Annotated in this window: 11 protein-coding genes; 8 read left to right on the top strand and 3 right to left on the bottom strand. The window is 64.3% G+C overall.

Going from position 1 to position 12866, the window contains the following annotated elements:
* Positions 1-11 precede the first annotated feature (11 nt).
* Positions 12-641 (bottom strand): MBL fold metallo-hydrolase, encoded by a 630-nt coding sequence (locus JDV75_RS07070; RefSeq protein ID WP_198738563.1) that lies wholly within the window; start codon positions 639-641, stop codon positions 12-14.
* Positions 641-1726 (bottom strand): S-(hydroxymethyl)mycothiol dehydrogenase, encoded by a 1086-nt coding sequence (locus tag JDV75_RS07065; RefSeq protein ID WP_198738562.1) that lies wholly within the window; start codon positions 1724-1726, stop codon positions 641-643. Before JDV75_RS07065 ends, JDV75_RS07070 begins: the two co-directional genes overlap by 1 nt.
* Positions 1727-1904: 178 nt before the next feature.
* Here JDV75_RS07065 and JDV75_RS07060 point away from each other — a divergent pair, with 178 nt between their 5' ends.
* Positions 1905-2441 carry a DJ-1/PfpI family protein gene (locus JDV75_RS07060; protein ID WP_198738561.1) on the top strand — a complete coding sequence of 179 codons (537 nt, stop codon included), beginning with the start codon at positions 1905-1907 and terminating at the stop codon, positions 2439-2441.
* A gap of 369 nt (positions 2442-2810) precedes the next feature.
* Positions 2811-3962 (top strand): lactaldehyde reductase, encoded by a 1152-nt coding sequence (fucO, locus tag JDV75_RS07055; protein ID WP_198738560.1) that lies wholly within the window; start codon positions 2811-2813, stop codon positions 3960-3962.
* Positions 3963-4090: 128 nt separating this feature from the next.
* Here the strand turns inward: fucO and JDV75_RS07050 are convergent, their stop codons facing one another.
* The gene (locus JDV75_RS07050) at positions 4091-6091 is read right to left on the bottom strand and encodes a YncE family protein (RefSeq protein WP_198738559.1); all 2001 of its coding nucleotides are present in this window, start codon (positions 6089-6091) and stop codon (positions 4091-4093) included.
* A 272-nt stretch (positions 6092-6363) separates the two neighbouring features.
* Here JDV75_RS07050 and JDV75_RS07045 point away from each other — a divergent pair, with 272 nt between their 5' ends.
* The 6 genes from JDV75_RS07045 (at position 6364) to JDV75_RS07020 (ending at position 12841) form a co-directional block, all read left to right on the top strand.
* Complete coding sequence (locus JDV75_RS07045) at positions 6364-6564, top strand: hypothetical protein (RefSeq protein ID WP_198738558.1); 201 nt, start codon at positions 6364-6366, stop codon at positions 6562-6564.
* 374 nt (positions 6565-6938) lie between these two features.
* Positions 6939-8708 (top strand): L-fucose isomerase, encoded by a 1770-nt coding sequence (locus JDV75_RS07040; protein ID WP_198738557.1) that lies wholly within the window; start codon positions 6939-6941, stop codon positions 8706-8708.
* 39 nt (positions 8709-8747) lie between these two features.
* Positions 8748-10208, top strand: coding sequence for a rhamnulokinase (locus JDV75_RS07035; protein WP_198738556.1), 1461 nt, complete (start codon positions 8748-8750; stop codon positions 10206-10208).
* Between the two features lie 65 nt (positions 10209-10273).
* A complete protein-coding gene (locus JDV75_RS07030; protein WP_198738555.1) occupies positions 10274-10939 on the top strand; it encodes a class II aldolase/adducin family protein in 666 nt (221 codons plus the stop codon).
* A gap of 46 nt (positions 10940-10985) precedes the next feature.
* Positions 10986-12377, top strand: coding sequence for a sugar porter family MFS transporter (locus tag JDV75_RS07025; protein WP_198738554.1), 1392 nt, complete (start codon positions 10986-10988; stop codon positions 12375-12377).
* Between the two features lie 38 nt (positions 12378-12415).
* Entirely contained in the window at positions 12416-12841 is a 426-nt protein-coding gene (locus JDV75_RS07020; RefSeq protein ID WP_198738553.1) for an RbsD/FucU family protein, read from the top strand.
* The last annotated feature ends 25 nt before the right edge of the window (positions 12842-12866 follow it).

The following is a 12866-nucleotide window of genomic DNA, read 5'->3' as shown; positions in this document are numbered from 1 at the left end:
AACTTGGGCCGTCAGTGTCCGCGCTCGATCCACTCCCGCAGATGCGGCTTCTCCGCGCCGATGCTCGTCTCGTCGCCGTGTCCGGTCTTGACCACGGTCTCATCGGGCAGGGTGAACAGCCGCGTGCGGATGGAATCGATGATGGTGTCAAAGTCGGAGTAGCTGCGTCCGGTGGCCCCCGGTCCGCCGTTGAACAGGGTGTCTCCGGAGAACACGACGCCGAGGGACTCCGCGTGGAAGCAGGTCGATCCCGGGGAGTGCCCGGGGGTGTGCAGGGCGGTGAGCGTCGTTCCCGCGATGTCGAAGGTGTCGCCGTCCGTGATCCGGTGATCGGGTGCCGTACCGGGGAAAACCTTCTCCCAGAGCACCTGGTCCTCCGGGTTCATGTGGATGGGGGCGTCGACGAGCCCGGCGAATTCACGGGCGTAGCGGATGTGATCGTCGTGGCCGTGGGTGAGCAGGATCTTCGTCACCCGACGGTCGCCGACCACCTCCCGGATGGCGGCGGGATCGTGGGCGGGGTCGATGACGATAACCTCTGTATCATTCCCGATAATCCAGACGTTGTTGTCCACCTCCCACGTTCCCCCGTCGAGTGAGAAGGTGCCGGAGGTGACGATGTTCTCGATGCGCGCGCCCATCACAACTCCACCACCGAACGCAGTACCGTGCCGCTGCCCATTTTGTCGAAGGCCTCCTCGATGTCGTCGATGCCGATGCGCTCGCTGACGAACGCATCCAGGTCCAGTCTCCCCAGTTTGTACTGTTCCACCAGCATCGGGAAGTCCCGCGACGGCAGGCAGTCGCCGTACCAGGAGGACTTCAGCGAACCACCGCGCGCGAAGATGTCCAGGAGGGGCAGTTCGAGTTTCATGTCGGGGTTGGGAACACCGACCAGGACGACGCGACCGGCGAGGTCACGGGAGTAGAAGGCCTGCTCGTAGGTCTCCGGGATGCCCACGGCGTCGATGACGACGTCGGCGCCGAATCCACCGGTGGCCTCGCGGATGGCCGCGACAGGATCGGTGTCACCGGAGTTGACGGTGTGTGTCGCCCCGAGTTCCCGGGCCGTGGCCAGTTTCCCGTCGTCGAGGTCCACGGCGATGATGGTTGTCGCGCCGGCGAGCTGTGCTCCCGCGATGGCCGCGGTGCCGACCCCGCCGCAGCCGATGACGGCGACGGATTCTCCGCGTTTGATCTCACCGGTGTTGATGGCCGCGCCGATACCTGCCATGACACCGCAGCCCAGGAGCCCGACGGCGGCGGCATCGGCGTCCCCGTCGATCCTGGTGCACTGCCCTGCCGCGACGAGGGTCTTTTCCGCGAAGGCACCGATCCCGAGCGCCGGGGACAGTTCGGTACCGTCCTCGAGGGTCATCTTCTGGGTCGCATTCGCGGTGTCGAAGCAGTACTGCGGTTGCCCCTTTGCGCAGGCGCGACACTGCCCGCAGACGGCACGCCAGTTGAGGATCACCCGGTCGCCGACGGCGACATTGGTCACACCCTCCCCGATTTCCGCGACGACCGCGGTGGCCTCGTGCCCGAGGAGGTAGGGGTACTCGTCCCCGATCCCACCGAGTTTGTAATGCAGGTCGGTGTGGCAGACCCCGCAGGTGAGGACGTCCACCACCACCTCCCCGGGGCCAGGGTCGGGGACGTTGATGGTGACGGTCTCCACGGGGGCGTCCTTCGCCCTGGATACGACCGCCCGAACTTTGTGGGACACGATTGACCACTCCAGTTTCCTCGGAATCAGCTGTGTGCTGTGTACGGCGGCCACCCTACCAACCGTGCCTCCGGCGGTTCGGGCACAGCTGATTCCGGAGATGTCGGGGGGCCGTCGGCGGTGTCGAGTGAGCCTCGCCTGCATGGCGGAGTTCCACTGCGGGACATAGCCTCGTGGCATGGCTGACACAAAAAAGATCATCATTGTTTCCACCGACTTCGGCACCGAACAGGCGGAGATCGTCCAGCCCGCCGACAAGCTCCGTGCTCTCGGGCACGACGTCATCGTCGCGACCCCCACCGGCGAGGACGTCCAGACACTCGAAGGCGACAGGGACCCGGCTTCCGTCGTCCCGACCGACGTCAGGCTCAGCGAGGCCGTCGGCCCCTTCGACGTCGTCGTGCTACCCGGCGGGACCCTCAACTCCGATGCAGCCCGCATGGACGAAGAAGTCCGGAACCTGGTCAAGCAACAGGCGGATGAGGGGCGGGCCGTCGCCGCGATCTGTCACGCTCCGTGGGTACTGATCGAGAGCGGGGTGGCCGACGGCAAGACGATGACCGGCTACGACTCGGTGCGCACGGACCTGCGCAACGCGGGTGCCACCGTCGTGGACGAGTCGGCGAAGGTCTGCACGGCGAACGGCTGGACGCTGATCACCTCCCGTAATCCGCGTGACCTCGACGACTTCATCCGTGCGATCGACGGACTCTGAGTCCGTTCACACTCCGAAAAGCGCCGCTCGGCAGGAACGGGCCCTGCACTTCCGCGCACGCCGTGCAACATGGGAATCCATCCCTCTCCGTAATCTGCCCGCCAGGTGGCCTGGGGCGGGCGACCCGGCGAGTCTCTGTCAGATACCGCCTCCATAGTGGACGCCTCAGGTGACACGGAGAACACCAACTGGGAACGGTCACATTCACTCCGCTGGCGTATAGTTGTTGTCGCGTCCGGTTGCTCTGAAGGACTTGTTTCCAGCGTGTGGTTGAGACAGGTCCGATCACCTCCGGACGGCCGCCCGGGACCCCGGTCGGCGAGCGGACCTGACCAGGGCCACCCCCGGTGGCCCAGAAAGTCGAAACCCATGACGCACAGAATGATCTTCAACCAGACCTCCTACTTCGGTCGTGGGGCGATCTCCAACCTCGTCCCCGAGCTACGTTCCCGCAACCTGAACAAGGTTCTTCTCATCACCGATGCGATCCTCCTGGAGACCGGGGTGACCGCCAAGATCACGGATCTGCTCGACGAAGCCGGATTCCCGTACGAGATTTTCAGCGACGTCCGCCCCAATCCTCCGGTGGAGAACGTCAAGGCCGCGGTCGAGGTGTTCAAGAAATGCGGTGCGGACGCACTGATCGGCCTCGGCGGTGGCTCGCCGCAGGACACCGCCAAGGCAGTGGGCATCATCGCCGCCAACCCCGAGTTCGCGGACGTCATCTCCCTGGAGGGCGTCGCGGACACGAAGAATCCCTCGGTACCGATCATCGGCATCCCCACCACAGCCGGTACCGCCTCGGAGACGACGATCAACTACGTCATCACCGACACGGACAACCAGAGGAAATTCGTTTGCGTCGATCCGCACGACATTCCCGTGCTGGCCATCGTGGATCCCGACCTGACCGATTCGATGCCGCGTGGCCTCAAAGCCGCGACCGGTCTCGACGCCCTGACACACGCGATTGAGGGCTACATCACGAAGGGTGCCTGGGAGCTGTCGGATTCGGTCCACATGACCGCGATCCGAATGGCCGCGGAGAACCTCGAGAAGTCCCTCGAGGGCGACGCGGAAGCCGGCGAGAAGATGGCCTACGCCAGCTACATCGCGGGCATGGGCTACTCCAATGTCGGTCTGGGTCTGGTGCACGGCATGGCCCACCCGCTGGGCGGCCGCTACGGCGCACCCCACGGTGTCGCCAACGGCATTCTCCTGGCACCGGTCATGCGTTACAACGCCGAGTACTCCGGAGAGAAGTACCGCGACATCGCCGACGCCTTCGGCGTCAAGGGCGCGTACGACATGCCGCTCGACGAGGCGCGCAAGGCCGCGTGCGACGCGGTCGCGGACCTCACGGTGCGGGTCGGCAACCCCACCAAGGTCTCCGAGGTCGGGGTCGACGAGTCCGGTCTGGACGCCCTGGCCGACGACGCGTTCGCCGACGTCTGCACCCCGGGCAACCCGCGTGAGGCCACCCGGGACGAGATCCGCGAGATCTACGCCTCCCTGCTCTGATCTCTGTTTCATTCACCCGTGGGTGAACGATGGAAAAAGGAAGGACCGCCCCGGGATCATGATCCCGGGGCGGTCCTTCCTCATGGCTCCGGCTCCTCGGTCACTTCGAGGAACCGAGCCGGTGGTTCCTACAGCTTCGGGAGATTGAAGTGCCCGAGAAGTCCGGACTGGACCGCGTGGAACAGGCCTCCGATGAGTGCACCTAGGGCGGCGAGCACACCGAGGATGGCGAGCAGTCCGCCACCTGCGAAGGCGTTGGATCCCTTCACGTCAGAGGAACCCGGAACCTCCGAGGACCCCTTGATGTCGGTCGAGCCGTTGCCTGCACGGTCGACGGTGACCTTGTAGATGGTGTCATTCTCACCGAAGTCCCGTGACGGCTTGGTGGTGATGAAAACGTTGCCGTTGCCGTCGGTGGAGAGCTGGTTGGGGAGGTAGTCGATCCGCCGGGTCGCGGTGACCGCGAAGGTCTCCGGGTCGATCAGGTTCACCGTGGCGCCGAGGCGGTTGATGGAGTAGACCACGTCGTTGACCGAATCGTAGAGCACATCCAGCGGGCTCGCTCCGGTGGTGATGGTGGAGATGACCTCACCGGTGTTCAGGTCGATGACCTTGACCCAGGAAGGTGCCTGCGTTGCGACATAGAGGCGGTTGCGCTTGCTGTCGAAGGCGACGCCTGCACCACGGTCCCCCTGAACCTCGGGATTGCCGAGGTCATAGGTGGTGACCTTGTTGTCCGCACCTAGTTCGATCTTGGCGGCCGTCTTTCCGGTGAAGTCCACGGTGTAGATGGTGCGGCCCGGCTGGTCGAGCTTCAGCTCCATCGGGCCCTTCTGGAAGTTCGGGATCGAGATGGAACCCTTCTCTTCGAGCGTGTTGCCGTCGAAGATGCGGATGTTCTTCTCGGAGACATCCGTGTCGTTCCTGGAGGTCACATCGCCGACGTAGACGAGACCGGTGGTCTCATCGACCACGATGTCACGGGGGTGAGACATGCCCGACACGTTGACGGGAAAGGCCTTCTTCACTGCTCCGGTGGTCGCGTCGTAAGCGGTGACCGAACCACCGAGGGTGCGCCCGACCCACAGGGTCTTGTTCTTCTCGTCGACCGCGATACCGAACGCCCTGTCCTCGCGCGGGGTGACCTCACCTTCGGGGGTGACGATCGGATTGAATGTCGGGTCAACCTCGAGGGTATCGGGATTCAGCTTGAGAATCTGGGAGTGCTCGTCGAGGTTGAACGGCGCACGGGTGACGAAGAGGGCATTGAGCTCTTTCGAATACGCGGACTGGTAGAGACCGGGACTGACCTTCTTCTCCGCGATGACGTTGATCCGATTCTCGTTCATCACGTCAACGGCGGGAGTCACACCGTTGCGGCGGGCGACGAGAGTCTTCTCTGTGCCGTCGATGAGGCGCACCGTGGCGCCGATGGCCTTGCCGATGAGCGACTCATCGTTGGGGATGCCGACCCCGGGGACGACGAGGGTGCCGTCATCGTCAGCGGTGTAGGTGGCACCGTCCGGAAGCCAGTTCTGACCGTCAACACCGACGGCGACCAGCGTCGCACCGGGCTCAAGGTTCTGCAGCGTCGCGGTGACGGTGCCCCCGAGGGAGGTGTACTCGATGGCGGGCGCCTCGGCGCGTCCGAAGAGGACGGACTGCCTGGCCGCACGACCACCGACGAATTCAACGTCGACGCTATGGGTCACATCACCGGCGGTGAACGTGAGAGGAAGGGTCTTACCGTCGGTGTCCTTCGATGACGGTGTCATGACCACGGCTTCCAGCGCCCCGGTCTCGGAGGCCTTGACCGAATCAACCGCGGCACCCTTACCGTTGACGATGACGAAGAACTGTGCGGCTTTTCCGTCGACGGTCACGGTCACGTCCGCACCGTTGGGGAAGGCGCCGTCGCCCACGGACACGTTGGCCACGGCAACGGTTCCCCGGTTGATTCCGGTAGCCGTGATGGCTGCGGCTTCCGAGGCAGCCGTAGTCTCGACAGCGGCGTTCTCCAGTGCCAGGGCGCCCGGTGCGGTGACAGCGATACCGCCGGCGAGAAGAGTGGTGGTGACCAGTGCGGCAAGAGCCCGCCGACCGGAACGGTTATGTGGCATTACGCTCACGAAAAACTCCTAATAAGAGGTTGTCTTCAACAAGGGGAAGCATCTGAGGGAAGGACGGAGCAGCAATAATCCAGCCAACCTCAGCACAGGCTAAGCTAATCCCATTCGGAATGTGGGACAACCCCAGCCCCGCGACAGTGTCCACAATCACTGGATTTCCGCGCCACCCCCGTACACCTCGACCGCGAGCCCACCCGAAGCGCCCCCCACCCCGAAGCCACGCAACGACATTCCGCAAATCACCTACCACCCCCTTGCTAGGCTTGTGGATCATGAAACGGAAACCGGGCATCACCAAAGTCGAGCTGACAGTAGCCAGCATCGCGTTCGCGCTGCTGATGGCGTGGACCGCCGGCTACATCGACACAGCTCGGCCCGTCGTCTCAGCCTGCATCGTCGCGGCCATCTTCGCACTGTGCTTCACCGTCTTCGGACTGGCCGCCAAGGCCTACAGCCACTTCTTCCGCAACTAGCCGACACGTCCGTCGGCGTACCCAGCCCCGCAATCCTCGAGCACATGCTCAGATGCGGGGCTTTCCCACATTCACCGACCTCCGGGCGTTGACACAGGCCAACTGTCGCAAGGGAACCATTATGTGAGCGTTCCCATTTCTTCCAGTTAACTCAAAATAGTGACGGTGGACACTGCGGTGTTCAATTAAGCACCCTTTCATCAGGCATTATATTCCAGTGATCGGCGTCACCCTTGACTTTAATAGTCAGCCTCGATCACACTCAAGTAAGAACGTTCACATCAGTGGACGAACACAGGCTGGAGCGCTTGAAGTCGCTGTTGATAGCGCACCAACTACATGGGATCGTTCACACAACCTGGAAAGGATCCATCATGACCAACCATCCGGCAATCGGTATCCGCCCCCTCATCGACGGTCGTCTCGGCGGCGTTCGGGAGTCCCTTGAGGACCAGACCATGGAGCTCGCGCACAACGTCGCGAAGCTGCTCCGTGAGAACGTCCGCTACACCGACGGTGAGCCGGTCGAGGTCGTCATCGCCGACACCACGATCGGTGGTGCAGCAGAGGCCGCCGCCTGCAAGAAGAAGTTCGACGCCCACAACGTCGGCGCCGACCTGACCGTCACCTCCTCCTGGAACTACGTCACCGAGGTCATGGACCTCGATCCCTCCATCCCCCACGCCATCTGGGGCTTCAACGGCACCGAGCGTCCCGGCGCGGTCACCCTCGCCGCCGCACTGGCCGCCTACACACAGCTGGGCATCCCGGCCTTCGGCATCTACGGCCACGATGTCCAGGACGCCTCCGACGATGGGCTGACCGATGACGTCGTCGCGCAGATCCTCAAGTTCGCACGCGCCGCCATCGCCGTCGGCCAGATGAAGGGCCGCAGCTACCTCGCGATGGGCACCGTGTCCATGGGTATCGCGGGCTGCCGCGTCCCCGAGGTCGACATCCTCAAGTACCTCGGGCTGAAGTCCGAGTACATCGACATGATCGAGTTCGACCGCCGCATCAACCAGGGCATCTACGACAAGGACGAGTACGAGATCGCCCGCAAGTGGGTGCGGGAGAACCTCGTCGAGGGCGAGAACCCCAACCCCGAGCACAACCGTCTCTCCGAGGCCGAGTACGAGGAGCAGTGGGACTACATCACCAAGATGACCCTCGTCGCCAACGACCTCATGAACGGCAACCCGAAGCTCAAGGAGATGGGTTTCGCCGAGGAGGCCCACGGCCACGACGCCATCGCGGCCGGCTTCCAGGGACAGCGCCAGTGGACGGATTACAAGCCCAACGGCGACCTGCTGGAGACCATCCTCAACACCAGCTTCGACTGGAACGGCAAGCGTCAGCCCTCCATCCTCGCGACCGAGGGTGACGTGCTCAACGGACTGGCCATGCTGCTGAACAACCTGCTGACCAACCGCTCGCAACTGTTCAGCGACGTGCGCACCTACTGGTCGCCCGAGGCGGTCAAGAGGGTCACCGGATACGAACTCAGCGGACACGCGGCCAACGGTTTCGTGGACCTGCGCAACTCCGGCGCCACCGCGCTCGACGGTGCCTGCGGCGCCAAGGACGCCGAGGGCAATCCCACGATCAAGCCCTGGTGGGAGATGACCGACGAGGACATCGAGGCCGACATCAAGGCCAGCACGTTCCACGCGGCCATCAAGGAGTACTTCCCGGGCGGCGGCTTCTCCACCCACTTCAACACCCCGGGTGACCTCCCGGTCACGGCTTCCCGCCTGGTGATGGTGGACGGCCTGGGCCTCGCTCTCCAGGTCTCCGAGGGCTGGACGGTCATGGTTCCCGATGAGGTCCGCGACACCATCGCCGACCGCACCAACCCCACCTGGCCGACCACCTTCTTCGCCCCGCGTCTCACGGGCGAGGGTGCACACCGCAGCGTCTACGACTGGATGGACAACTGGGGCGCCAACCACACGGCAACCGGCTACGGCCACTTCGGCGACGAGCTGCTGACCCTGGCGTCGATGCTCCGCATCCCGGTGTTCATGCACAACATCGAACCCGAGCGCATCTTCCGCCCGCGGGCATGGTCCAGCTTCGGCACCACCGATCTGGAGAGCGCGGACTTCCGGGCCTGCGCGAACTTCGGGCCCCTGTACCGCTGATCCCCCGTCCATCCCCTCACTGAAGTAAGGAAGACTGTCATGTCCCCGAGCCAGTACGCCGCCGTAGCTCTCGATCTCGGTTCCTCCAACGGTCGCGCGATCGTCGGAGTGCTCAACGGCGGAACCCTGAAAATGCAGGAAGCCCACCGTTTCCCGCACAAGGTGGACACCGTTGACGGCGCGCTGGCCTGGGACATCGACCGTCTCCTGGACGGTGCGATCGCCGGAATCACCATCGCTCGCACCCGGGTCCCGATCGCCATCGACTCCATCGGGGTCGACAGCTGGGGCGTCGACTACGCGCTCGTCAAGAAGGACGGGCAGGTCGCGCTCCCGGTGCGGTCGTACCGCGACACCCGGATGGCGGAGCACCGCGAGAAGTTCAACGAGGCCCTGCCCGCGGACCGGGCATTCGCCCTCACCGGTATCCAGCCCGCAGACATCAACACGGCGAACCAGTTGTTCGCCGATCTCCAGCAGCACCCGGAGCTCGTCGACTCCATCGAACGGGTCCAGCTGCTCCCCGACTACTTCGCGTCCCTGCTGTGCGGGGAACAGGCCCACGGCCGCGCGATCTCATCGACCACGGGTCTGGCCACTCCGGGGGCCGCCACGTGGTCGGATGAGGTGCTCGACGCACTCGGCATCCCCCGGCGGTGGTTCTCCGAGATCTCCCGGGACTCGATGGTCCTCTGCCCGGAGACCATCACCGGGATCCCGATGGTCCGCCCCGGTGGACACGACACCGCCTGCGCCGTCCACGCCATCCCGCACGACGGGGTGTCCGCCGAGGACTCGGTGTTCATCTCCTGCGGATCCTGGACCCTGGTCGGCGCCTGCACCGACGAACCCGTACTGAGCGACGCCTGCTTCACCAGCGGCTTCACCAACGAGGTCCGTATCGACGGCGGCATCCGCCTCCTCAAGAACATCACCGGACTGTGGATCCTGCAGGACTGCATGCGCGCCTGGCAGCAGGCGGGGAAGAACACCGATCTCCCGGCGCTCCTGGTCTCCGCGGAATCCGCCCCGAGCATGAAAGTGGTCTTCGACCCGAACGACAAGGTGTTCACCACCCCAGGTGACATGCCCGAGAAGATCCACGCCCGGATGCGGGAACTGTACGGACGGGAACCGGAGAGCACCGGCCAGCTCATCCGCCTCATCCTCGAGTCGCTGGCCATCGCGCACGCTACCGCGATCTCCGAGGTCACCGAATTGACCGGGGCCCGCCCCAAGGTGGTCAACATCGTCGGCGGCGGCTCCCGGAACGGCCTGCTCTGCCAGATGACCGCCTCCGCTACCGGGCTCCCGGTCCTCAGCGGGCCCGCGGAAGCCTCCGCGGCGGGCAACCTGCTCAGCCAGTTCGAGGCCATCGGCGCGATCGAACCGGGTGAACGCGATGGAATCATCCAGCGCTCGTTCACCCCGCTCCGCTTCGAACCACGTGACCCGACCCGCTGGAACGACATGCGCAGGCGCCTCGCAGAGGTCCGATGACGCACCCAGTGCCGCCCCATGCGGCACCACACAATCAATCTCATCCAATGAAAGGAACCCCCAGAATGTCCCACACCGAGTACTCCCACCAGGAACTGCGCGAAGCCATCTGCAAGGTGGGTTACATGCTGTGGTCGCGGACCATGGTCGCCGCCAACGACGGCAATATCACCGCGAAGGTCGACGACAACCACATCCTCTCCACCCCGACCGGTGTCTCCAAGGGACAGCTCACCCCGGACAAGCTCATCGTCATGAACCTGGACGGCGACATCGTCGAGCCCGCTCCCAGCGGCATCCACAAGCCGACCAGCGAAGTGAAGATGCACCTGCGGATGTACCGGGTGAACCCCGACATCAAGGCCTGCGTGCACGCACATCCGCTGCACGGCACCGCCTTCGCCATCAAGGGCGAGGCGCTGACCAAGAAGATGATGCCCGAATCGGTCATCGCCATGCCGGAGATCCCCCTGGCACCGTACGGCACCCCCTCGACCGAGGCGGTCCCGGATTCCGTGGAGCCCTTCGCCTTCACCCACAAGGTCGCCCTTCTGGAGCAGCACGGCGCACTGAGCTGGGGTTCCGATGTCTGGGACGCCTACTTCCAGATGGAGCGCCTCGAGTACACGGCGCAACTGACCTTCCTCACCCGCCTGATCAACGGCGAACGTGAACTGCCCGCAGATGAGATCGAGAAGCTCATCGGCATGCGTGCCCAGTACGGACTCTAGAGGTCCACCCCATCCCCTTCCCCTCCGGACGTTGAAGGACAAGACCATGACGCATTCATCTCCACCCGCCGCACCCGCCGCGAGCACTGAGCTCCCGCGGACGAAACCGATCGTCTACGTGTTCGCCGTTCTCGGCGGCCTCGCAGGTCTACTGTACGGCTACGACTCGGGCGCGATCTCCCTGGCGTTGCCGGACATCTCCCGGCAGTTCGGCCTGAACCCCACCGCGGAAGGCCTGATCGTCTCCTTCCTGCTCTTCGGTGCCCTGCCGTCCATCGCGGTGGCGACCGCCTTCGAGAAGAAGATCGAGCGTCGCAACCTCCTCGTCGTCGGCGCCGTCATCTTCGGTGTCGGCTCACTGGGCTGCGCTCTCGCACCGAACCCCGAGACACTGATGGCGTTCCGTTTCATGCTCGGCATGGCGGCCGGTATCGCCAACATGTTCGGCCTCATCTACCTCTCGGAGATCGCCCCGGCGCATCTGCGCGGCATGATGGCGTCGCTGTACCAGCTCTCCGTCAACTTCGGCATCCTGATCTCCTACGGTGTCGGCCACTACTTCTCGATCAGCGACCGCTGGCAGTGGACCCTCGGGCTCGGCCTGGTTCCGGCGCTCATCTTCGGTATCGGTATGGCACTGTCGCCCCAGTCCCCGCGGTGGTTGATCCGTGACGGACAGATCGAGAAGGCACGCAAGACCCTCAGCCGGGTCCGGGAGACCAAGGAAGAGGTGGACCGTGAGGTCGCCGACATCCAGAAGTCCCTGGAACAGCAGAGCGCCGGGATGAAGGAGCTGTTCGGCACCTTCCGCCCCGTCGTCATCCTCGCCTTCGTGCTGGTCATTTTCCAGGTCTTCACCGGTATCAACGCGGCCGTCTACTACGCCCCGAAGATCTTCGAGCACCTGGACATGGGGGTCAACGCCGGTATCGTCGCCAACTACGGCGTCGGCATCGCACTCGTGATCTCGACCTTCGTCTCACTGCCCTTCATCGACCGGTGGGGCCGGAAGAAGCTGCTGACGGTCTCGCTGGCCGGACAGATCCCGCCGCTGCTGATCCTCACGTTCTTCGCGGAATCCAACGCGACGCTCGCCATCATCGCGGTCTTCCTCTTCGTCTTCTCCTTCGGTTTCGGACTCGGCCCGGTGTTCTGGACCTACGTCCCCGAGATCTTCCCGCTGCGTGCCCGCGCCCTGGGCGTCGGCATCATCACCTTCGCGCAGTACACGATGAACGCGCTGCTGTCGCTGATCTTCCCCGACCTCATCGCCGCCATCGGCACCTGGGTGTTCCTGCTCTTCGCGGTCATGAGCGGCCTGGCCGTCTGGTTCATCCTGACGCAGGTCATCGAGACCAAGGGCAAGTCCCTGGAGGAGATCGAGGAGTACTGGCAGGAGCGGGCGGACATCCCCGCCGAGGCCCTGGTCACCAAGTAGTCCACTGATCCGACCGCTACCGAACAGGAGTATCCACCATGCTGAACAACATCCCGAAGATCCTGAGTCCGGACCTCGTCCACGTGCTCATGGACATGGGTCACGGTGAGGAGATCGTCATCGCCGACGCGAACTTCCCGGGAGCCGAATTCAACGACCACGTCCTCCGGGCCGACGGCCACGGCATCCCCGAGATCCTCGAGGCGATCCTCGAGCTCATGCCGCTCGATCCCTACAACGACTGGCAGTTCGCGCTGATGAACACGCTCGGCGACGATCCCACCCCGGAGATCTGGCCGACCTACCGGAAGATCATCGAGAACGCCGAACCCGAGCACCACACCGAGGGACATTTCGACCGCTTCGATTTCTACGACCAGGCGCGCAAGGCCCGGGCCGTGCTCATCACCGGCGAGACCGCCCTCTACGGCAACATCATCCTGAAGAAGGGTGTCGTTCTCTGATCCGAAGGAGCCGATCTCATACGAC

It is taken from the genome of Corynebacterium meridianum (assembly GCF_016342265.1).
GTDB classification, from domain to species: Bacteria; Actinomycetota; Actinomycetes; order Mycobacteriales; family Mycobacteriaceae; genus Corynebacterium; species Corynebacterium meridianum.
This window is presented reverse-complemented; position numbering and strand designations above follow the sequence as displayed.

Excerpts from the sequence above, each read along its gene's own strand:
- JDV75_RS07040 (WP_198738557.1), top strand. The coding sequence starts at position 6,939 with ATGACCAACCATCCGGCAATCGGTATCCGCCCCCTCATCGACGGTCGT.
- JDV75_RS07045 (WP_198738558.1), top strand. The coding sequence starts at position 6,364 with ATGAAACGGAAACCGGGCATCACCAAAGTCGAGCTGACAGTAGCCAGC.
- JDV75_RS07025 (WP_198738554.1), top strand. The coding sequence starts at position 10,986 with ATGACGCATTCATCTCCACCCGCCGCACCCGCCGCGAGCACTGAGCTC.
- fucO (WP_198738560.1), top strand. The coding sequence starts at position 2,811 with ATGACGCACAGAATGATCTTCAACCAGACCTCCTACTTCGGTCGTGGG.
- JDV75_RS07020 (WP_198738553.1), top strand. The coding sequence starts at position 12,416 with ATGCTGAACAACATCCCGAAGATCCTGAGTCCGGACCTCGTCCACGTG.
- JDV75_RS07030 (WP_198738555.1), top strand. The coding sequence starts at position 10,274 with ATGTCCCACACCGAGTACTCCCACCAGGAACTGCGCGAAGCCATCTGC.
- JDV75_RS07035 (WP_198738556.1), top strand. The coding sequence starts at position 8,748 with ATGTCCCCGAGCCAGTACGCCGCCGTAGCTCTCGATCTCGGTTCCTCC.
- JDV75_RS07070 (WP_198738563.1), bottom strand. The coding sequence starts at position 641 with ATGGGCGCGCGCATCGAGAACATCGTCACCTCCGGCACCTTCTCACTC.
- JDV75_RS07060 (WP_198738561.1), top strand. The coding sequence starts at position 1,905 with ATGGCTGACACAAAAAAGATCATCATTGTTTCCACCGACTTCGGCACC.